Source organism: Gluconobacter sp. (assembly GCF_047723935.1).
GTDB lineage: Bacteria > Pseudomonadota > Alphaproteobacteria > Acetobacterales > Acetobacteraceae > Gluconobacter.
The window spans coordinates 14,796-37,412 of record NZ_JBDOBO010000019.1 but is presented as its reverse complement, the minus strand read 5'-3'; the positions used below and the strand labels follow the sequence as shown (position 1 = coordinate 37,412).

14 protein-coding genes and 2 pseudogenes are annotated in these 22,617 nt (G+C 52.6%); 9 read left to right on the top strand and 7 right to left on the bottom strand.

Annotated elements, in window-relative coordinates; translation table 11 throughout:
• Positions 1 to 16: 16 nt before the first annotated feature.
• Positions 17 to 1,156 (bottom strand): ROK family protein, encoded by a 1,140-nt coding sequence (locus ABF979_RS08805; protein WP_415559209.1) that lies wholly within the window; start codon positions 1,154 to 1,156, stop codon positions 17 to 19.
• A gap of 216 nt (positions 1,157 to 1,372) precedes the next feature.
• Between ABF979_RS08805 and ABF979_RS08800 the strand changes: the two genes are divergently transcribed.
• The 4 genes from ABF979_RS08800 (at position 1,373) to ABF979_RS08785 (ending at position 6,596) form a co-directional block, all read left to right on the top strand.
• On the top strand, positions 1,373 to 2,281 hold the full coding sequence (locus tag ABF979_RS08800; RefSeq protein ID WP_415559207.1) for an ROK family protein: 909 nt from the start codon (positions 1,373 to 1,375) through the stop codon (positions 2,279 to 2,281).
• Between the two features lie 315 nt (positions 2,282 to 2,596).
• On the top strand, positions 2,597 to 3,541 hold the full coding sequence (locus tag ABF979_RS08795) for a sugar phosphate isomerase/epimerase family protein (protein ID WP_415559205.1): 945 nt from the start codon (positions 2,597 to 2,599) through the stop codon (positions 3,539 to 3,541).
• The gene (locus tag ABF979_RS08790) at positions 3,538 to 5,205 is read left to right on the top strand and encodes an FAD-dependent oxidoreductase (RefSeq protein ID WP_415559203.1); all 1,668 of its coding nucleotides are present in this window, start codon (positions 3,538 to 3,540) and stop codon (positions 5,203 to 5,205) included. The genes ABF979_RS08795 and ABF979_RS08790 overlap by 4 nt, the downstream gene beginning before the upstream one ends.
• Before the next feature lie 50 nt (positions 5,206 to 5,255).
• Positions 5,256 to 6,596: an MFS transporter gene (locus tag ABF979_RS08785; RefSeq protein ID WP_415559201.1), complete on the top strand. Its 1,341-nt coding sequence runs from the start codon at positions 5,256 to 5,258 to the stop codon at positions 6,594 to 6,596.
• A 58-nt stretch (positions 6,597 to 6,654) separates the two neighbouring features.
• Here ABF979_RS08785 and ABF979_RS08780 read toward each other — a convergent pair whose 3' ends face one another.
• The 4 genes from ABF979_RS08780 to ABF979_RS08765 are packed head-to-tail and all read right to left on the bottom strand — an operon-like array spanning position 6,655 to position 12,443.
• Positions 6,655 to 9,738 (bottom strand): efflux RND transporter permease subunit, encoded by a 3,084-nt coding sequence (locus ABF979_RS08780; protein ID WP_415559199.1) that lies wholly within the window; start codon positions 9,736 to 9,738, stop codon positions 6,655 to 6,657.
• 3 nt (positions 9,739 to 9,741) lie between these two features.
• On the bottom strand, positions 9,742 to 10,899 hold the full coding sequence (locus ABF979_RS08775) for an efflux RND transporter periplasmic adaptor subunit (protein WP_415559197.1): 1,158 nt from the start codon (positions 10,897 to 10,899) through the stop codon (positions 9,742 to 9,744).
• Entirely contained in the window at positions 10,896 to 12,164 is a 1,269-nt protein-coding gene (locus ABF979_RS08770; RefSeq protein ID WP_415559195.1) for a TolC family protein, read from the bottom strand. The genes ABF979_RS08775 and ABF979_RS08770 overlap by 4 nt, the downstream gene beginning before the upstream one ends.
• A gap of 12 nt (positions 12,165 to 12,176) precedes the next feature.
• Positions 12,177 to 12,443, bottom strand: a complete 267-nt coding sequence (locus ABF979_RS08765) for a metal-sensing transcriptional repressor (RefSeq protein ID WP_202207823.1) — start codon at positions 12,441 to 12,443, stop codon at positions 12,177 to 12,179.
• Positions 12,444 to 13,297: 854 nt separating this feature from the next.
• On the opposite strand from ABF979_RS08765, the gene ABF979_RS08760 reads away from it, so the two are divergent.
• The 4 genes from ABF979_RS08760 (at position 13,298) to ABF979_RS08745 (ending at position 18,959) form a co-directional block, all read left to right on the top strand.
• The gene (locus tag ABF979_RS08760) at positions 13,298 to 15,523 is read left to right on the top strand and encodes a TonB-dependent receptor (protein ID WP_415559193.1); all 2,226 of its coding nucleotides are present in this window, start codon (positions 13,298 to 13,300) and stop codon (positions 15,521 to 15,523) included.
• A gap of 204 nt (positions 15,524 to 15,727) precedes the next feature.
• Positions 15,728 to 17,251: a sodium:solute symporter gene (locus ABF979_RS08755; RefSeq protein WP_415559191.1), complete on the top strand. Its 1,524-nt coding sequence runs from the start codon at positions 15,728 to 15,730 to the stop codon at positions 17,249 to 17,251.
• A gap of 5 nt (positions 17,252 to 17,256) precedes the next feature.
• Positions 17,257 to 18,189, top strand: a complete 933-nt coding sequence (locus ABF979_RS08750) for an N-acetylmuramic acid 6-phosphate etherase (RefSeq protein WP_415559189.1) — start codon at positions 17,257 to 17,259, stop codon at positions 18,187 to 18,189.
• 5 nt (positions 18,190 to 18,194) lie between these two features.
• Positions 18,195 to 18,959 carry a GntR family transcriptional regulator gene (locus tag ABF979_RS08745; RefSeq protein WP_415559187.1) on the top strand — a complete coding sequence of 255 codons (765 nt, stop codon included), beginning with the start codon at positions 18,195 to 18,197 and terminating at the stop codon, positions 18,957 to 18,959.
• A gap of 79 nt (positions 18,960 to 19,038) precedes the next feature.
• Here ABF979_RS08745 and ABF979_RS08740 read toward each other — a convergent pair.
• Positions 19,039 to 19,447 (bottom strand): annotated as a pseudogene (locus ABF979_RS08740) (IS481 family transposase); the annotation flags it as partial.
• A 302-nt stretch (positions 19,448 to 19,749) separates the two neighbouring features.
• Here ABF979_RS08740 and ABF979_RS08735 point away from each other — a divergent pair.
• Positions 19,750 to 20,199 (top strand): annotated as a pseudogene (locus ABF979_RS08735) (transposase); the annotation flags it as partial.
• A 756-nt stretch (positions 20,200 to 20,955) separates the two neighbouring features.
• Here ABF979_RS08735 and ABF979_RS08730 read toward each other — a convergent pair.
• Positions 20,956 to 22,452, bottom strand: a complete 1,497-nt coding sequence (locus tag ABF979_RS08730) for a glycosyltransferase family 4 protein (protein ID WP_415559185.1) — start codon at positions 22,450 to 22,452, stop codon at positions 20,956 to 20,958.
• Between the last annotated feature and the right edge of the window lie 165 nt (positions 22,453 to 22,617).

Sequence of the window (22,617 nt, the reverse complement as noted above, 5' to 3'; positions counted from 1 at the left end):
TTTGTCCAGGGTCGTTTCAGACATCGTCCTGACCAAAAATGAAATATCGCGCGGCAAGACTGGCCGCACCCCTTGCAAAACTATCCGGCTCAAAATCACGGAAATGAATCATGGTCCGTGCGCCGACGCGATTCAGAATGTGGGATTCGGCTTCGTGAAGAAGTGCATGGCCGTAAACCCCGTTTCTCAGTGCTGCGTCGAGCATGACGACAACGTGGCTTGGATCCAGCATTTGGATAAGCTGCGCCGTCGCGATACCCATGGCCGATCCTGCGCGATGCAGAATTGTCAATGCTTCAGGGTTTCCGCTAGTTGCCAAGGTTGTTAGCTCCTGAGCGCCGGTTGGAAGTCCTAGTCTTCGCGCTGAATTGGAAATAGCCAGCAGTGAAGCAACGGTCTCCAAGCACCCCTTGTTGCCGCAGCGGCAGGGAAGGGCATCGGAATTTTCCAGCGTCACAGGGGCGTGCGAGATTTCTCCGGCCCCTCCAGAGTTCCCCCATAACAGCTTCCCGTTGACGATATGCGCGCATCCGATGCCATGGCTGACAAAAACCATGCTGAAATCGGGGCTGCCTCTGAGCGGACCGAAGAGTTCTTCGCCCAAGATCAGGGCCTTGGCATCATTTTCCACCCAGGTTGGAAGACCCGTCTTCTCTGCCATGGCGGTGCCGATGTTTATATCCCTCCAGCCTAAAGCAGTGCAGGCAACACACGTATGTCTGTCCCTTGAGACAAAGCCAGGGAGCGCAATCCCAATTCCGGACAACTTGTCGCCTGTTTCTCCCATAGTCTGGCGTAGGTGTTCTGTGGCTTCGGCGAGGGTGCTAATGCACTCTTCTGGGTTTGCAAGGCGAGGCAATTCCACGCGCGCATGAACCGTACCGTGCAGGTCTGTCAAAACGAGAACCATCGGATCATCCTGCATGGAGATGCCGATAAACCATGCTGCATCAGCTCTAACAGCCAATGATACCGATGGTCGTCCCACACCAAAAACAAGCTCCCGCTCGGACAGGATGTCCTTGTCGAGAAGGTCACGGACCAGACCCGAAATCGTGGCTTTGCTCAATCCGAGAAACTGAGCCAACTCAGTTCGGCTTTTCGACCCTTCACGACTGAGGGTACTGAGGATCTGGTAGTGGCCAGTTGAGAGCATTGGTTTTCCTGTTCGTCCCATCAGGAACGCGTGGGGTAGGATAGTTTTTTGTCTAAATTATAAACCAAGGAATTACACCAATATATTTACAAAGACCTTTCCAATCTCTAACCCGATAACGGGCGTAGTGAATCTGCGTCATTAAACCGACCTGTCTGTGAGACTTTGGCTGCATGTTTTCAGGTTTGGTCGCCTTAATTTCAAACGGACGCATATATGATTCTCTGTGCAGATATAGGTGGCTCATTCATTGATTTCGCCGTCGTGAAGCCAGGGGGGAAGCTGGAACACCGGGTAGCTGTACCAACCCCCGTTGATGATCTGGAAGCATTTGTCGCGGCTCTTGTCACGCTTTGCCTTCGGTGGCCGGGAATTCCACTCCACATAGCGATTGCAGGGGTCGAAAACCCTGAAACCGGTATTGTGCATGCTGCCAACATTCCGTGCCTTAGACGGGCTTCACTAAGGGAACTCCTAAAGAAAAAAGCCAACCGGCCCGTTCTGATTGCCAATGATGCAGATTGCTTTGCATTAGCTGAAGCCCGATTTGGTGTCGCTCAGGGCCACAACAATGTATTTGGCATCATTCTAGGGACAGGCATTGGCGGTGGCCATGTCCTGAATAGTGAGATCGTGAACGGCCTCGGTGGAATTACAGGGGAATGGGGCCACTCTCCTGTTGTTTTAGCTCCACCATTCATGAAGTGTGAACCCGATCATTCAGACGTTGTTCCGCTGTTTAAATGCGGTTGCGGCCAGTCAGGCTGTCTGGACACGATAGCGGGTGCAAGAGCACTTGAACGGCTGCATCTTTGGGCCGGAGGAGAATCCACTGATAGCCGCAGCATCCTGGCCGCGTGGGAAAGAGGAGAAAAACAGGCAGAACGGACGCTCTCAGTCTACCTCTCTTACGTTTCTGCTTCTCTTGCACATGTCATCAACATCACGGGCAGCACAATCCTTCCAGTCGGAGGTGGGTTAGGGAATTCCCGTAGCCTCATCATTGCGCTTGATTGTGCCGTGAGGGACAAAATCCTTTACCCCACCACCAAGCCACTTTTGGTACAGGCCACATTGGGAACCGAGGCAGGCCTGCTGGGTGCAGCGTGTCTCATTAGCAAGTAGGCAAAATTGCCAACCCGAATGAGATTAGCGCTGTGAAAGGTGATAACACTCTGCGAGAGGCGTCCTGACGCTTGATAAAGCGGCGCATAGTCCAAAATGTTACCATTCGTGAAAATTGCCTGACTCAACATGCGAGCCAAGAGTTTCTGACATCTTTATAGGACACAGTAAGCGTCCTGCCGTGCAGCAGAACGGGTTTGCGCCTCTTTTGGCAAACGATTGCACGCCATCCGTTTCTTCTTCATAATAAAATGAATCTCATGTGCAAATACCTCGCTTCCGGCCGGGAAGAGAGAGATGACGGAAGGAGCCTGCATGGAAACGGGAACTGATCTGATTACGTTCTATAATCCCGAATTCTGGGGAGTATCTTCCGAAGAACAAATTCAACTTCTTGCAGAGAAAGACCCTCGCTTTTTCTGGACAAAAATTCTGGATACGCTCTCCGGCACTGGCGTCAGCGGAATAGAACTAACATTCCCTCCCTTTAATTGGGAGACTGCACTGCACGCTTTTGGCTCCAGAGAAAATCTGATCCGCGAACTCAAAACCAGAAATCTGGAGATTTGGTCGAGTTTCTTTGCGGATCTTGACCGCATCCCGTTGTCAGAGCACCGTTCAGCAGAACCAAAAATTTTGAAGGCGGTGGCTGCAGCGGCAGAATTTCTCGCTTCCGTAGGAGGGAAGATACTGGTCATTGGCCTTCCGTGCCGAACAACATGGCTTGCGGAGCCAGTCCAATTCGTCGATATGGCACTCGCTCAACCCATGGCGGATTTGTTAAATCAAATGGGTGCAGTAACTGCACGTGCAGGTGTAACTCTGGCTTTGCATACAGAGGCAAACTCCGTCTTCTGCGCCCCTCGGGATGTAGATCTGTTCATGCTCCTGACTGACCCACGCTATGTTTCTCTTTGTCTGGACCCAGCGCATGTCACCATTGAAGGCGGCGATCCGGTCAAATTACTGGATCGTCATCTTGAGCGCGTAGTGGCAATGCACTGGAAGGACGCTTCGGGTATAATGCCGCTTACAATTACAATCGATGAGACCATTTACGCTCAGCATCGCCCGTATTTCCGCCCTATAGGGCAGGGCAGTGTCAATTTTCCAAAGCTTGCGACTCTCTTGGAAAAGGCGCCTTTGAAATGTGGCCCCATTCTGGAAATGGATTCTTGCGCCCATCCTGCAGAAGTCCTGGACAGTGGTGCCAGGTTCATTGAGAGCATATATGGCCATGCAGAGAGGCCCTGTGTATGAAAGAGGCCACATATGATGTGATTGTTGTGGGATCCGGGGCCGCAGGAAGCTTTGCAGCGAAAGAACTTGCAGAGCAGGGGTTATCAGTGCTGGTCCTTGAGGCGGGACAACGGCTTAAGCAGTCTGATGTCGAGCCGCGTGCCGGTCGAAACTGGGCTCATACAGCCCTTTTCCCTCGCGTGAAGGCAACGCTTTTGGGGCAGCCGATTCAAGCCCGCGTCGCCTTTTTCAAAGAGCAACTCAGGCACCTTTTCGTCAATGATTGGGCACACGGCTATACGACCCCCAAGGGCCGACCATTCCTCTGGATCCGCGGGAAGCAGACAGGTGGCCGACTGCATGTCTTTGGGCGTGTCCTGTTCCGTTGGTCTGACGCAGACTTCAAAGGGCGAAGCTCCGGAACGGGAACCGAGGACTGGCCACTGTCATACGCCGACTTGATCCCCTTCTATGAAAAAGTAGAGCGATTTCTTGGAATTTGCGGAAATAATGACGGGGTAAACACTGCTCCTGACGGCATTATGGCTGAGCCTGCAATCTTGACACCAGAGGAAAGAGGGTTTCGAGCCGCAGTAAAAGCACGCTGGACAGATCGCCATACAGTGGCATGGCGCTTCAACCGTTATAACAGTTCGCCATTGCCGGCCGCTTTGGACGCCGCCCTCGCAACCGGACGCACAACGCTTCAATCTGAAGCGATCGTTGAGCGGATTGAAACCGATCCCGTCAGTGGAAAGGCGACGGGTGTAACCTTTATCCATCGCCGAACACGCAAACGCCGCACCGTTGCTGCGAAAGCTGTTGTAGTTTGTGCATCCCCCATTGAAAGCGTCAGGTTGCTTTTGAACTCGCGTAGTTCACGACATCCTTCAGGGCTTGGAAACAGTTCAGACGTGCTGGGCCGATATTTTATGGATCAATGTGCAAATCTGATGTTTGGACGCTGGCCCGCTACAGTGCGTGAAGGCTTACCGGAAACACTGCCCCAGCATCCTCTGTTTGGCCCCACTGGCGGCATATATGTGCCGCGATATGCGAACATTGGAAATCACCGGGACGCGTCTTTCTCTGGTGGCTACACTTATCAGGGGTCGATTGGTCGTTATGCTGGTCCGGATGCTCAGGGATATCTGCCCGTTACCCTCATGGGTTTCGGCGAGATGCTTCCGTATGAAGACAATCGGATTACTCTGAATGCCTCCCGTAAAGACCGCTGGGGCATTCCTCTCCCACATATCAGTTGCGGTCTTCACACCAATGAGCGCGCGATGCTGGAACGCCAGATTCAGGATAGTGCGGACATGATAGAAAGTGGTGGCGGGCTGGTGGATTTCTGGGCCTCCCCACTGGGCCTGGGGCAGAAAGGCGCGGGCATGTATCCAGACCATCCCTGGCCGATCCGGTGGTTTATGCGAAAAATGTTTCCAAAAAGTCTGATAATGGGTGCTGCCATTCATGAAAGTGGCGGGGCAAGAATGGGGACTGACCCTGCAACGTCGTACCTGAATTCATATGGACAATGCTGGGAAGTCCCCAATGTATATGTCACGGATGCATCCAGTTTTCCGACAGGAGGATCGCTCGGAACGACGTTGACAGTCATGGCACTAAGTATTCGTGCCTGTGAGCATCTTGCCACAGAGTTAAAGGCAGGGCGCCTCTAAAGAGTAGCTCGATACGACGTTCAAATTCATTCCGCCAGTGGAGAGTAGCGATGACAGGCCAGCCAAACGAACTCTCTCGTCGTGAGAAACTGGCCTATGGTTGCGGAGACCTGTCTTCCAATCTGATGTGGGGTCTGACGTCAGCGTACTTAATGTTCTACTACACTGATATCTACGGTATTCCGGCTGCGTCTGTCGCCTGGATTCTGCTTTTCGCGCGCGTGTTCGATGCGTTCTGCGACCCGGCAATTGGCTGGGTTGTGGATCGAAAAGGCGGCCTCTTTATTCGGCCTCTGATCCGCAATCTGGCAATTCCACTTGGTATTGCTGATTTCTTCTGCTTCATGCCATTTCCGCTTTCCCCAACAGGAAAAATACTGTGGGCCGGGGGAACCTATATTATATTTGGGGCTGTTTATTCCTGCATCAACACCCCGTACGGCGCACTAGCCCCTATGATGACCAAATCTGCAAAAGAGCGAGTGGATCTGAATTCTTTCAGAATGATGGGTTGTCAGGTTGGGCAGTTCTGTATTGCCGCATTGACCATTCCAGCCATCACGTGGCTTGGAGGAGGAAACAGCATGGCTCACCGGCAACGAGGAATTACAATATTCGTCCTGTTGTTGTCTTTCTTGGGAATTATTCTGTGGCGAGTGGTCGCCAAAAATTGTGTCGCACGTTATCCAACCATGCCCGCACGACATGACATACGTAAGACACTGAAATTATTATTCAAAAACAAGCTTTGGCTGATTTGCAACGCAATCGTTTTCCAGCAATTCATCGTCATTGCTGCCCTGTATGGATTTGCCATTTACTATGTGAAATGCGTTCTCGGCGGAACAGATGGCTTGGGCGGAGCGGTTCTGACGCTTGCAAGTGTCTGCAGTTTTATAGGGGCATCATGCTGCCCGATTAGCGCGCGTCGCTTAGGGATTATGAAGACAGCCACCATGGCGACTGCGCTCCAAGGCGTCGCTTATGCAGCCATGCTTCTTTCCGGAGCATGGTTGCCAGGATTTTTCATTGCTTTCGTTGCGCTGGCCTTAGGACAGGGACTAATGTCCCCTATCTCATACGTTTTTCTTGCCACCGCCATTGATAACGGCCGTGCTGTCGATGGTACAGGAGCCGCTGGTCTGGCTTATTCTATCAACACACTGATTTCAAAAGTCTCCATGGGCGTCACAGGGTTTGTTCTGGCGTTCTGTTTGTCATACGGACGTTATGATGCATCTGCCCTTGTGATAAACCAGAACACAGCGATATGGGTCACCACAGGTTTTGTTGTTCTGCCACTGGTATCGGTCATAATACAGTACGGTCTTTTAATACTCTGGAGATCGGTCCAAGGGTCTGGGAAAAAATTTTTAGTCTCTTCCCCATAACATTACTGGGCCAGATTCAATTGCAGAGACCAAAGAAAGCCTTTTAATCTTGGGCACCTCAGGAAGCAGACAGACGTTTTCTTGCCCCTGAATGCCGACTGAAAAAGAAGGCGTAAAGGGAGGGGAGAACCAAGAGCGTGAGCAAAGTTGAAGAGATCAACCCTCCAATAACCACAGTCGCAAGTGGCCGTTCCACTTCAGCCCCAGCGCTTCCGGAGAACGCCATCGGAAAAAATCCGAGGCTCGCTACAGACGCTGTCGCAATAACAGGACGGAGCCGAACCCGTGCTGCTTCGAACGCCGCTTGAGCGGCCTCCATGCCTTCTTCACGATAGGTCCGGATCTGCGAGACCAGAACCACTCCATTAAGAATGGCGACGCCAAACAAAGCGATGAAACCAATACCAGCCGCGATACTGAAGGGCATTCCCCGCATGGCAAGCGCCAAGATTCCCCCTGTAGCGGCCATAGGCAAGTTCGCAAACACCAGAGCTGCGGTACCAAGGGAGGAAAGAGCGGCCACAAGTAATATGAAAATGAGCGCTAGAGCGATGGGCACGACAATACTCAACCGTCGGCTTGCCGATTGCAGATTGCGAAACTGACCCGACCAAGCCATCCGATATCCTGGCGGCAAAGCGACCTGTTTTTTAACAGCAGTCTGTGCCTCCTTCACAAAACTTGCGACGTCGCGACCGCGAACATTGGCCTGAACGATGATGCGCCTGCGCAGACTGTCCCGATCAATACGGGAGGTGCCATTAATCAGCGAGATATGAGCAACTTCGTTGAGTAGAACCCAACCCCTGCCATCCGCACGCCGTATCTGAAGGCGGCCAATCCGATCCATGGATTTGACAGCATCACCTGCAAACTGGACCTGAGCAGGAATGATGGCATTTTCCAGCGTAATGAACGTCCCGGTATGGCCACCAATCGCCTCTACAGTCTGAAGAATATCTGATACATTCACCCCCAGGCGAGCGGCTGAATCCCGATCTACATCAACATGCATGTAGGATATTGTGCCTTCACTAGCGGAGTTCACATCTGCCGCACCCGGAATACTGTTGATTGCCCTGATTGTCGTATTGGCGAGCCGTGATAGCGTCTCCAGATTATCTCCATAAATTGAAATTGCGAGCTGTGTCCTTACGCCAGACAAGAGATCGTCCATTCGCATCTGGATAGGCTGTGTCCACGAGTACTCTGCGTCCGGCAGGTGTTCAGCAAGGGCAGCACTCATCTCTTTGACCAGCCCTGCTTCCGTCTTTGCTGTCGTCCACTCAGATCGAGGTTTCAAAAACACGAACGTATCTGTTTCAGCTGTTCCCATGGGGTCAGTCGGGATCGCTGACGTGCCGGTATTGCTGACGACAGTAGCAACATCGGGGAAATTTTTGAGGATCCGTTCTTCCTCTGTTACGCTTCGAAGAACGGTATCCAGAGAGGCGCTCGGGAGCCTCAGAGAATTGACAAGGAGCGCTCCCTCATCAAGTTGAGGAACAAATTCCCCCCCCATCCTGGAGGCCAGTAGCAATGCCACGGCAAACGTCGCGAGTGTAATACCGATCAGCAGTTTTGCATGACGCTCGCTCCAGGTAAGAACTGGCTCGTAATAACGACGTACAAATCGCACGAACCGCGTTTCCCGATCAATGAGACCAAACCGCATGACTAGAGCGGCGAGGGTAGGGATGCAGACAATGCAGTAAAGGAGAGAGGCAATCAGCGCCATGATGACTGTCTGCGCCATGGGCCGGAACATTTTCCCTTCAATCCCCTGCAGGGTCAGGATCGGGAGATAGACGATAATAATGATGAAAATCGCGAAACTGACAGGACGGATAACGCTCAGCAGGGCTTTGTAGGCAAGTGTTCTAAAGTCGTTTTTGCTGTTGGCTTGATTCCGCGTTGCCAGAAGATGCTCCACAACAACGAGTGAACTGTCCACGATCATGCCAAAATCTATGGCTCCGAGGCTCAACAGATTGGCAGACACGCCAAACCACCGCATACCAGCCATGGCAAAGATCAGAGCCGCCGGAATGACGGACGCGATAACGAATGCGGCCCTCCAGTCTCCCAAAACGACAATCAGAACACCAATGACGAGAATGGCGCCTATCAGAAGGTTTTCCTTGACGGTCCCGATTGTTTCAGACGTCAGGGTTGCGCGCGTATAAAATGGATCGAGTTTAACACCGGATGGAAGAGACTGCCGGATCGCGGGAAGAGCTGCATTGATCGCGGCCAGAGTTGCATTCGAACTGGCACCATTCTGCATCAGAATGACACCATTGACGATCTCACCCTGACCATCACGCGTTACAGCGCCTAATCGGGTGCGAGAACCAATCTCGACTTTACCCATGTCGCGGATCCGAATGACGTGCCCACGGGGGCCCATCTTGACGGGGATCAGACCAAACGCCTCAAGACCTGTCACACGCGCACGAGCGACAATGACCTGTTGTTCATCATGATGCGCAATCCATCCTCCGCCGGAGGACGCGTTGTTGGTCTCAATGGCCTGATCAATGTCACTGATGGAAACGCCATACGCCACCATTCTGGACGGATCGAGCGTGAGTTCAAAAGTCTCTTCCGCGCCACCATTAACATTGACATCAACCACACCCGGCACGAGTTTCAGCTGAGGCACGACGGTCCAGGTCATGATCCGATTGAGATCCGTTAGGGAATAACTAGCCCCAAGGATCTGAATCTGCATGATTTCGCCCATACCGGTGGCGAGTGGCCCCATCGTGATGGATGTTCCGGGAACCGAGATCGTATCCCGTGCCTGTTGCAGGCGCTGACTGACCCGCGTTCGGTCCAGGTCAATATCTGTCGCATCCGAGAATTGCAGGTAAACAGCAGATACACCCGTACGGGAGACAGACCGAAGGTCCGTCACGCCTGGTATCCCTGTCAGGCTGGTTTCAAGTGGGAAGGTAATGAGTTTTTCGACTTCTTCCGTCGCGAGCCCCGGGGCTGTGACAGAGACCATGACCTGCTTGGGGGAAATGTCTGGTACCGGCTCAACGGGAAGGCCGGGAATGGTCAGAAGGCTGCCGGCCAAAAGAGCACCAACAAGACAGAATAAAAGAAAGGTATTTTTCTGGATAAACGCCAGCATGTCTCAGTCGCCGCTCGAATCTGAAAAGACTGCTGCACTTTTAAGTGCAAAGCTGCCGCTGCTAACGACCTTACTGTCAGGAGACAGGTCACTCAGAACAACGGCCTCATCATCCGTTGACAGGACTATGCGCACTTCATGAGGCTGGAATACCGTGCCCTCTGACAATGTGTAGACGAGATCGTGTCCGTCGAGCTGCTGTATGGCGGCAGTGGGAACAATAAGCCCTTTGGCACCGTGCATTGTTTCAAGTGTGGCGTCGAGCATTGTTCCGGGCCTGAGATTGGCAGCCGGTTTGTCAAATGTACCGATAACCCGAAGGAGGCCTGTATCAGCGTCGGCAGCATCATTGATTGTGCTGATGCGGGCGGAAAGCGGAGGCTGGTTCGCATGACCTGAACGACGTACGGAAAACTGTCCACCAATAACAAGATCCTGCGCATCTTCCGGCCGGATACTTGCAACAATCCAGACAGAGGAAAGATCTGTTACGGTCGCCACGACGTCACCGCTCGTAATATCATCAGCCACGCCAATACTGACGTTCTGAACAACACCATCAATGGGAGAAATCAGCCGGGAATCTTCACCGTGCCCAATATTCTCAGTCGCTGATGTGAATTCTTCTTCCAAACGGTGCTTTATGGTTTCACTGTCGGTTCGCTTTGCTGCCAGAGTGGCCTGTGCCTGCTGAAGCATCGCAAGACGGCGTTGGACTTCTCCGGAGGAGACGGTTGTCCCGCTCAGGGAGCGACCGCGCTGATAGGCCTTCTCGGCTTCCGAAACAGCAGCCAGCGCAGAACTGAGCGCCGCATTTGTCTGGCCTTGCTCAAGATAGAGTTCATGCAAGGAGTGATCGGTATATGTGAGCAGAACCTGTCCTTTGTGGACGCGCTCCCCGGGCGTGACCAACACCTCCGTTACCTTGCCACTTCCCGCGGGCCTGATCATGACCGAATGGGTCGAATTGGCCATGACACTGGCCATTGCAGGAAGACGCGCGTGCAGTTCTCCGTACCTGACCGGGACTACTGACACATTCTCGCTTTGGTGCGCTGCCGCGCTCATGGTGACGGGCTTGAGCCAGGAAGGAACTGCCGCGTGACACGTTACGGACATCATGCCGAACAGGCAAACCGTCAAAAACCATTTAGTGTTCAAGGGAGTTTCCCTGTGGAAATACAGATGCGCACAATGGCACTGTGCCAGGCGACTTCAGCCTGATTGAGGGTAAGAAGGGCGCGCCAAGCGTCCGTTCTGGCACGAAGTGCTTCAATCAACGAAGTTTCGCCGAGACGCCAGGATCGCTCCATTGCGTCTGCGCGCTTCATGGTCTGAGAGGCACTCATCTGGGATTGTGTCAGCATTTCTCGGGCTGCCGTCACACGTGCCATGACCTGAACCAATTCGGTGTGGACCGCGCGTCGTGCTTCTATCTCAGTGCGGGTAGCAGCGGCGAGCCGGTTTTGAGCCGCAGAAAGAAGAGGCGTATGCGTCACGTCACTCGGAAGCGGGACACGAACATTCACCCCCACCTGCGTGGCCCAAGGGCTGCCATACTGCCCCTGATCAATTGCATCTATGCCAACTTCGGGATTAGGCATGAAGCTGGAACGGGCCAGATGCATGTCTGCTTCCGCAGCCATTACAGCACGGTGGGCAGACTGTATGCGAGGATCAAGATTTTCCAGCGCCTGAAGGTTACCGACAGGAATTCGAGCAAGCCATGGAGCCTGTGCGGAAAGAATATCAGGAAGGCCAGGAATCCCCAAGAGAGACAGAAGTTCTGCACGGGTTCGCGTCTGATTTTCTTCGGCCTGCGCCAATTCTGATCGGGTATCTGCAAGTTGTGCGTTGACCGCTTGCATTTCAACGCCCGTTGTCTCGCCCTGAGCTTTCGACTGGGACGTTAGAGACGCAATATGCTCCATGGATCGCACAAGCATATGCGCGGCAATGACGCGCCGATCGGCCAGAATAGCTGCACCACTTTGTTCCAGAACCCGCACCGCAATCGCCATGCGTTCCACTTCAACCTTGGCCAAGGCAGCTTTGGCATCCGCCTGCGCCAAATGCTCAGTTGCGCTCCCCTGGCCGGGCAACCAAAGAGGAACAGACACACCGCCTTGCCATGTGATGTACCCCAGATTGGTCCCCGAGGCCCGATCGTCACTATAGCTTGCAGTCAGGATTGGACCTCCCGCAAACCAGGACTTGGCTGCGGCTGCCCTTGCATCGGCAGACTGAGCGTTGGTTGCCAATTCGCGTCGGACCGGGTCGTTGTCCCAAGCTGCACCTAACGCAGTGTGAAGCGGGATAATAACATCATCTGCCGCCGATACATGTGAAGCCCAGCTGACAGACAACAGACAGGCCAAAGCAATTTCCCGAGGTTTCAGGAAACGCAGCTGTGCTGAGACGCGCACTCGTCCTGTTCCTCAAAAATATTTCACAAGGAAGGAAAATTCCTGAATAGCGTCCTCACGGCTCATCTTGCCCTCGGCCACGGCATCAACAATGCAATGTTCAAGATGGTCCTGCACAAGCAGGCGCTTCGCGCCGCGAATGGTACTCTCAATGGCTGCAAGTTGCTGAGCAAGGTCGGAACAGGATCTTCCTGCTTCCATCATCTCAATAACTTTGACGATATGCCCATGAGCCTGCTTCAGACGGGGCTTAAGGAGAGGGTGCGTTTCATGTGCCATGCTCATTCCCTACCCTGAGGGGGAGGGGGTCGTAAAGACACACTTTGAACAATTAGAGTAAAATTTCCCGGAGCATGTGGAATGATCCCCAATCTCAAGGAAACCAGGCTGTTTCATTTCATTATTTTCTAGCCAAATAGGGAAGAAATAGAGTCATCCTTGGAAAGGCTTATGACCGGACGTTTAACACCCAATAAAGGTCGTGAATGGTTTGAGAGAAAAGAGTCACGAAGGAGCGACAACGGCCAACACATACATGAATGACATCCGTGCCCTAATCGACGTGAATGAAGGATCATTTGGCCGCGTGCGAGCATCGTCGTTTCGCTTTTGTCTCAGCCCCTTTTGGTAAGGCAGGCCATCTGAAATAGCTGACCGATATAAAATCTCCAATTCAAAAACCGACGCACGATTATTCCAAAGCAATGAAATAAATACGGAATTTTTTTTGCTTCGACGACGTTCACACTACGCGTTAAACGTCAGCACTCGATAGTATGAAGCCCCGAATGATGGCTCCGTTCGACTACAGATCGCCCCATCATGACCTATCCACTTTTATGTAGGAACTTCAAAACCCGTTATTTTTAGACCGACACGTAATGTATTCCGGTACCGATATGAGAATCGGTTTACAATCGAAATTAATAGGTATTACAAAGGTATTACTGATGGTTTGATCATCTCAACCAGAAATGGGCAGGGGAGCGGTGATGCGGTATCGTAGGGTTCTTATGCTAGGGGTGGGGTGCGCTGTTTGGGCTACAGCTTCTGTAGAGGCAAAATCTACATCGCCAACGGCACCAGAAAACAAAAAAGAAAAATCAATTTCAGCTTCAGGTGAAGCTGAAGAAGTGAAGGTTACAGCCAATAATGCTCCTGATGGAGCAAGCGGGCATTCTGCGGGAGCGGGCATGATGCCGCCGCAGACTGTGCCAAAGGCCCGGAGCGCCTTCACTCGAGACTTCATTGCGCATCAGCCGCCCACACAGAATACGGCCTCCATGATTGCTAGCATGCCGGGCGTGGCCGTAGGGCGGAATGATCCGTTGGGGTTGGATGATCAACGCATCAACCTTACGGTTCGAGGGATGGCACAAACTGAAATTGGCTATCTGATGGACGGAATTCCTGCTGCGGACCCGTCGAATTACAAGCTTTACACAACGCAGAACGTAGATAACGAAAACCTGGCTCGCGTAGACCTGACGCAAGGCTCAGCTTCACCTACATCTCCGTTGTATAATGCTGTAGGTGGCGAACTGACACAGACTCTACGAATGCCTTCAGATCATGCTGGTGGCTATGCCGACTTCAGCGGCGGGTCCTACAGCCTGGACCGTGAATTTTTTCGGATAGATACCGGAGAAATCGGACATACCGGCATCCGATCCTATGCGTCTTTTTCCCATACGCATGCAGAAGACTGGCGTGGTCCGGGCTACACAACCCGCTATCATATGGACAACAAGACCGTAAAAGAGTGGGGACATAGCGGAGCGGAACTACTGGTTTCATACAACACCACGACCAGTTTCTATCCGCGCTTCCCAACACTGACTCAATGGAAGCAGTATGGTACCAATTTTAACTGGGAAAAGGACTATATCCCAGGCAGCGCCAATTATTACCGTTTCCAGCAGAACGTTCGAAACGCCATCACGATCGGCGCTCCGATGCATTTTGACTTGGGACATCAACTAACTGCTCACCTGACCCCTTATTACATGCATTCCGATGGGTATGGAGACGTCGGTAGCAGTCTGAGCAACACTGGCAGCTATTACGGAAACATTCCAGCCGGGAACCTGAACGTATCCCCATCCTATAACGGTTCTTTCCCCGTTTCGATTACGGACACGTTCAAAGAAAATAATGCTGGGCTCAATGCTTCGTTGTCATGGAAACATGGTCACAATACCCTAACGGTCGGATACTGGTACGCATATTTTGCGCAGCCCGAAGCCGCAACATATGCCGCTGCAGATGCGAATGGTAGTATCGCCAGCATGTCTGGAAAATACCCGGTTGTTTCTGCATCGGGCGATGTCCTGCACAGTTACAATATTAACTTCATGCAGCAGACCAATACGGCCTATATTGTCGATGAATATAGTGCGCTGAATGACCGCCTAAAACTCTCTGCCGCGTTCAAAGAGAGTATGATTACGAGACAACTTACTCAAATCATGCCCGGACTACCATCATACAGAAATGGCAATAGCGACGCCGTGCCGCTTCCTCAAGTGATGGCAAGTTACCAGATCACACCTAATGACCAGATTTTCGTTAACGGAACAACCGGCTTTGCTGAACCCGCAGGATGGCCAAGTTACGCTGATTTTATCAGCGTCTCCACTGGCAAACAAACGCGTGGTCACGCTCAGAATCTAAAGCCAGAGTACGCAATTTCTGAAGAGCTTGGATATCGCCATCATGGCTTTGTAAACGTCAACGTGGCTTTATTTAATTACAACTTTACGAACCGTCAGGTCTCCACCACGGAAATGGTCGGTGGAACGCGCGTCAGTTCCTCCATCAATGGGGGCGGGCAAACTTCTCGTGGCGCCACGATTGAATTGGGCCTCAAACCTTGGCATCACTTCAGTCCCTACATCTCAGGGCAGTATATTCACGCGACGATCGATAATAACCTGAGAGCATCTAGCGGTGATTATCTGAGAACAAAAGGAAAAATGGCTGTCAATACGCCAGAACTTACAGCCTCAGTTGGTATCCTGTACGATAATGGTAATGCATTTGGTGGTCTTCTGTTCAATTATGTTGGAAGTCAATATTCAACCTTCATGAACGATGAGAAGATGCCAGCATACGAAACCCTGAATATGAATTTCGGCTACAGATTTAATTCTGTTGGTTTCCTTCATCGCCCACAAATTCAGCTGAATTTGGTCAATCTTGGGCTTGGCAACAAGGGCTACCTCTCTTCGACGTATTCTGTTGCAACAAATGCTCATGCCACAACAGGCGTGTATGGCACAGCGATCGCCGCCAGTGCACCAACGTACAACGTCGCGGGCGGATTTGCAGGAATAGTCTCGGTCTCCTCTGGATTTTGAAACACGCGAGAAAATGAGCGCTCTGGAAATAGTGCAGGACTGTCCCAAGCGCTCATCCATCGCATGTGCAATTTCAAACAGAGATTTAAAGTAGAGCCTGAATGCGTGTTTCCATATCTGAGGCGAAGGGAAGGAGCGAATTATCAGGTATCTTTTTGGTATTATTAAGATTCGATGGCAGTTGAGGCCTATGAGGGAACATTCATGCAGTTTGCCGATATTGCTGTAATCTGTGCTTATTTCATTGCGCTGCCTGTTCTGGCTATCACGCTTTCACGCCGAAAGAAGTCTCCCGGAGATTTCCTCTCAGCCGCTCATGATCTTCCATGGTGGGCGATCTGCCTGTCCTTGGTCGCCACCGAGACCTCAACCCTGACATTCATCAGTATTCCGGGAGTAAGTTATGGAAGCGGTATGGTGTTTCTGGGGCTCGCGGCAGGATATTTTATTGGCCGCTTGATTGTCACCATATGGTTTTTGCCACTGTATACTCAGGGCCGCATGACAAGTGCCTACCAGTATCTAGGGCATCGCTTTGGATCTGGACTGCAGCGGGCAGCCTCAGCGGCCTTTTTGATAACACGGTTGCTTGCAGAAGGTGTACGTTTATCAGCAGGCCTCATTCCAATCATGTGGATGCTTAATCACGACGGGATTACCATGAACCGCATCTGGGTCCTGGGCCTCATCATGGTATTTACGATGACCTATACGATGCTGGGTGGCCTCCGAGCGGTCGTATGGTCGGATACTATTCAGCTCTGCATTTATTTTTTTGGCGCAGTCATTTGTGTCATACTGCTGAATAATGAGATCTCTCCTGAAGGTTGGTCGACAGCTTGGAGATCAGGTCACCTGGCACCTTTTCATCATATAAATATGGACAACATGCTGTCTGATCCCTTTACGCTATTAGCGGCGTTAGTAGGAGGGGCTATTCTCTCCGTTGCGTCTCACGGAACTGACCAACTCATGGTTCAGCGCCTTCTTGCCGCACGAAGCTTGAGAGATGCGCGCTTTGCATTGATGGGAAGTGCCTTTGTTATCGCGTTCCTGTTCGGAGCCTTGTCACTGATCGGAGTGCAGCTATGGATACGCAACGGGGGCACTTCGCTGATGTCTCTGGGGCTACACTCTCCAGACGACCTCTTTCCGACTTTTATTGTCTCGGGATTGCCGGCCGGATTGGGAGGCTTGCTTCTTGCAGGCGTACTCAGTGCGACGATGGGATCACTATCTTCAACCCTAAACGCAATGGCGAGCGCTATTTTAACTGATTTCGGCCCATTACCGGGACAGGTGCTTCAGCAGTGCCAAACACGCTTGAAGCTAGGGCAGGGGCCGCTATTTGCACCAAGAGTACTAACACTGCTTTGCAGTAGTGCTCTTGTGATAGCCGCACTGTGGTTCACAGGGAGTCAACAATCGGCTGTAATTTTGGGCTTAACAATCGCAGGGTGGTCTTATGGACCGACGCTAGGCGCCTTTCTGTTTGGAATGTTATACCCATCAGCACGCTTGAAGGATGCTTTAACGGGGTTTTCCATTTCCTTGACAGGCATGGCAGTCATGATGGGTGCACTACAGTATTATAACTGGCACGTGGCTTTCCCCTGGTTAGTTCCGTTAGGCATTATCCTGATGTTTATTCCAGGATCTATTTCAATGGTGCTTACAGAGGGAATATTTCGACCCTCATCGTATGCTCCCGACGCTTCAAAGGACTGATAATTATGGCCCTTAAGGACCAAAATGCTTTTGTGTCACAAGCTTCCTCAGGCACAGAATCTCAGGATCCCCGTTATGTGGACATTGACCTTTGGCCAGCCAGTTCCATTCTGGATGCGCTTGCTGAAGCTCAGATGTCTGCAACTGCAGTTGTTAAAACGTCCGTCCCGCAAATTGCGAAGATTGTAGCGGCGGCGCTTCCTCGGCTACAGGCAGGGGGGCGTCTTTTTTATGTGGGCGCCGGTACGTCTGGGCGTGTCGGCCTTCAGGACGGTGTAGAACTCACACCCACGTTTGGGTGGGATCCTGAGCGTCTGGTTCTGATGTTGGCTGGAGGCACCAAAGCGCTTTTCGAAGCTGTCGAAGGAGCGGAAGACCGTGAAGATATGGCTCGCGCCGAAATATTGTCTCGTACCCCCGAGACCAACGATGTTGTTCTAGGGATCGCGGCCAGCGGCATGACACCGTATACCTGTGCTGCTATTGCCGCAGCGCGAGAAGCAGGCTCACTGACTGTCGGAATAAGCTCTAATCCGGAAGGCCGGCTGCTCAGGGAGGCAGAGATGGGTCTCAGTATCGTCACCGGCCCCGAAGTTATTGCCGGATCAACGCGCCTGAAGGCTGGGACGGCACAAAAAGCAGCTTTAAACCTTCTGTCCACCACACTCATGATTCAGATGGGTCATTGCTATAGGGGGCAGATGGTAGACATGCGGGTCGTCAATGCAAAACTGGAAAGACGAGCAGCACAGATGGTGCAATTGTTAGCCGGTGGAACTTCAGCAGAAATCGCTGAAGCACTTGCAATGAGCGGTCAAAACGTCAAGCGAGCAGTGCTTGTTCGGTCCGGCATGACAATTGACGAAGCCGAAAGTGCTCTTGCTGCCCATGAGGGCAATTTGCGCGCTGCTCTTACGTCTCGCCAGGAACACGAGTAATTTTCATGCATGGGATGAGTTCGCAAAAGCTGTTCGCTGCACTGACGCCTAATCCGGCAGACCGCAAACCCCTCTACCTGCAACTGGCAGAACAATTACGAGAATTGATTGATAGCGGAGCCCTGAGGGGGGGAGATGCCGTTCCGCCGGAGCGGGAAATTGCAGAGTTCACCGGCGTTTCACGAGTGACCGTCCGCAAATCCTTGGCGCAACTGGTAAATGCGGGACTTCTAACCCAACGTCCCGGCGCCGGAACCTTTGTCACCCGCCGCATCCACCAACCCCTGTCTGCCTTGATGGGCTTTTCCGAAGATATGCGGGCGAGAGGCTATGAACCCGGTTCGATCTGGCTAGGTAAGCGTATGGCTGGGGCTAGCCCCGACGAAGCAATGGCAATGGGTATGGCCCCAGGCACACCCGTGCTTCGCCTCAAGCGGATCAGAACCGCAGATGGAGAACCACTAGCCATCGAGACTGCCGTTATTTCTCGAAGGGATCTGGCATCTCCCGAATTGGTCAAAGATTCATTTTATGCGGCTTTGAAAGAGCAAGGCCTGTTACCAGTCCGCGCGCTTCAGCGCATTCGCGCCAGAATGGCCTCGGTGCAGGAAGCAGACCTGCTACATCTTGCGCAACCGAGCGCCATACTCGAAATCGAACGACGGTCCTTCCTCGCTGATGGGCGCATACTCGAGGTAACATTCTCATGCTATCGCGCAGATCTTTATGATTTTGTAGTCGAACTCCGAACATCTGGAGAACGTGACTAATGAAAAAGATCATGCTGGCTTTTGCAAACGGGGATGTCTTCTAGTGGAGCGCGTTATCCTAGCTATTTAGACCCGGGGTTTATGGATTGATGATGAGTTTTTCTGATTTTGAAGTCCAGACTTTGCAGAGATATTCGTAAGGCGTGAGACCACTCAGTGTCCTGAGCCTATAAGCCACCATGAAGTCGTTGCGATGGATCTTCAACTGCTTACGGCTCTCGTAATGGACGCGTTTGACGATTGCCTCTTTGAGAGTCCGATTCAACCGTTCAACCTGACCATTGATCCATGGACGATTGGGTTTTGTCGAACGATGTTCGAGGAATTCCCGAGCCGTCTTCCGATCAGCTTTCTCGATCAGTTGTGTGACGGCAAACTTGCTTGTCCGATCATGACCCCAAGGGATAAGCTTGCCTTTGGCGGTCTGGACTTCTGATGTGGAAAAAGCCGATGGGAGTGCGTTTGAAACGCTGTCGTTTGGGCTTGTCTCATTACATGTTCGGCAGGCGTGACCGTGGCGCTGCTATGACACATCTGTCCCCTAAGGCTTCATTTCACTCACGTGAAGATACCACACCATCAAACCCCAAGACTAAACACTTAGGCCTTGGTGACACAAGTTTATAGGATCAGCGTGAGATCTGATTCATTTTGTGTATGTGGGATATAGGGACAGAGAGAACAGGCATGGCATGAGGCGGTCTGACGGATCAGGAATGGGCGGTTATTGGTCCGCTCCTGCCTCCTGAACGCGAACGTTGAGCCCGTCTAGGGGGGAGATAACCGCCGGTTTTGCAATGGTATGCTGCAGGTTCTACGCGTCGGTTGTCCGTGGTGGGACATGTATGAGCGCTATGGCAAATGGAACTCGCTTTATGTCCTGTTTCGCCGTTGGGCTGAACAGGGCGTGTGGAATGCTCTGCTGCAAACCCTGGTAGAGCTTGGGCTGACCGATGCTGGCAGCATATGGTCGATGGTACCGTGGTTCATGCCTATTCACAGGCTACGGGCGCAAAAAGGGGGTCATGCGGAGATTATGGCGGGTCACCGGCGGCTTTACGAGCAAAATTCACACCCGATGCGACAATCAGGGACACCTTCTTGGCTTATCCTTACCGAAGGCCAGATCTCGGGCCATACAGCCACAGATGCCCTAATAGTCCTTCCGGCTCCAAACCCCCGGGCCATGCTGATCGGTCGAGGTTATGACAGCGACAGTTTCCGCCAGGAGACCTGCTGATCCATAGGATACTGCCGGTCATCCCTTCATGAAAAGGCCGCGGCGTTCCACGGACAACAGACTGGCGGTGTTACAGGGGCCGCAACCGCCTCGAGGAGATGTTCAACATGCTCAAGCAAATGCGCCGCATCGCAACCCGCTACGACAAAACCGCCCTGTCTTTCATAAGTTTCCTAAACCTCGCCACTAAAAGACTCGGGGCAGAGCATTTTGTCAACGCGACCCGGTGTCTGAAAATCAGGGAAAACTTGCTCTATTTAGCTTGACTTCGAATTACGATAATATTTTTTTATTTAATTATATCATTGTAGTTCTGATTTCGAGGGCTCTCGGCCATCTTTGGCGACCTGTAATCCCAAAAAATGTTAATCGGCAAAAGCCTCGCGACGGACTTTTCTCAGTCAAACCTTAAGCAACTAGATTATTCGTACTTTATGTCGTTCCTGCCCAACCAGCCTCGGCTTCACAAGCCATAAAAATATTACCGAGTACGAACAGTTCATCCTTAGTTAAATTATGCATCAAACGACTCCTTTTTTATCCTTACGCCTATCCGCTCCGGTTCTCAGAGAAAAATTCTACGCCATAATTAACGCAGAAAGAATTGACACACGGCCAACAGCGCAAAGCCAGATTGTTTTTTCGAAGCCTTCAACGGATCTGAAGTGGGTGTCGCATTGCCCGTGTGTCAGACAATTTGCTTGCCATGACGGCCATTACCTGGGTCTGTGACGACGCAAAGCTGTTCGGGCACAATCATATGAGTCTGTCGAATGCTGCCAGAATGGCTCTGGCGCTGTCTGTCCAGGGAACGGGTGTGAAGTGGGAGCGGACCTGTTCGGTCCATTCGCCGAGGGCGGTCTGGTTTGTGATGGTGTCATAGATGAGACGGTAGGCGTCGTTGGTGTCTCGGGGATTGAAATAGCGGGCGAGGCTGCCGCCGGCCTCGGGGATGGACGTCGTGCCGGATGCCACGCAGGGTCGCCCCATGCTCAGACTTTCTGTCACGGGCAGGCCCCAGCCTTCGAAGAAAGAGGGAAAGACGGTAAAGCTGCAGTCGGCGTAGAGGCGGCGGAGTTCGGCGTCGGTAGGGTTCTGGATGAAGCGGATCTTGCCGTTGAGCCAGCGGGCGTTTTCAAGCTGTTGCATGAGATCGGAGACGAGCCATCCCTCCCGCCCAGCAAAGACGAGGGTAGGAACCTGGTCTTCGGGCAGGTCTTCGAGGAGTCTGCGCCAGACGCGGAAGAGCAGGGCATGGTTCTTGCGGGCCTCGAGGGTGGAGACGAACAGGACGTAGGACCCATTCACGAGAGGCTCGGTGGCGACGGGTATGTCGGCGAGGCCGAAGCCAGTGCCAAGCGGAATGGGCTGGACGGTGATGGATGTGCCGATGTCCTGTTCCGTCAAATAGGACTGCACGTCCGCAGCCGTGGCCTTGCTGATGACAAAAATGACATCGGCCAGGGGCAGGATGTTTTCATGCCATTCCGTATAGGCAAGGATCATGTCCCGATTACACCATTCGGGGCAACGGACTGGCACGAGGTCATACATCAGGAGGCCATAAGACATGCGCAGGTCATCGCGCAGCCAGCGGACGAGCCTGTCGTAGTCCCTCCGGTGCCATGGCGCGCCAAGGGTCAGGAATATATCTCCGGGTTGTGCAACGTGTTCAAACCTCCGACCAGTCGGGAGAATAACCGTGGGCATAACCGGGTCGGACTGGTTCAGATGCCGCCACCGACTTGCCCATGCGGCCCGTTTCCTCTGCCAGGAATCCTGCTGCTGGTGGATATGACGTTCGGTAGCGCGTGCACTGATACGCAGGACCGAAGCCGGTAGCCGCAGTACTTGGCCGAGGATGGTTTTTTGAAGCCGGAGAGCCTGTTGCAGCCCCGCAGCCTCGGGAATGTCGTCAATGGCTGCGAAGGACAAGGGTGGTGGTGCGGGGCGGGCATTCAGCTTCGTCGAAGTTCGGCGTGAGGGTCTGTCCTGTCCCGTATTCTTTTGCGCTGTTTGTGAGGGGCGCGGTTGGGCCTGGGTGGTGATATTCCGGAACAGGTTCTGCATGAAAGACCATTCAATGATTTGCAGATCACGGTCGTTTTCCCCCCTGCGAACAAACTGGATTCCATCGCCGCCCAGTTCATCGAGCGCGTTCGAAAGTTCATAAACGACGCGCTGGATACCGCTGGGCCGGTTATGGTGGGTCAGGTAGGTGAGCAGATCGTCGATATCGAGCCAGATCGTCATGGGTCTTTACTGTTGTCGCACATCGAGAAAGGGAAGCCGCGCGGCTACCGGCACGCACGGAAGGGTGGGAAAAGGCCTTGGGTTAGGTCATGTCGAATGCTGCCAGAATAGCTCTGGCGCTGTCTGTCCAGGGAACGGGTGTGAAGTGGGAGCGGACCTGTTCGG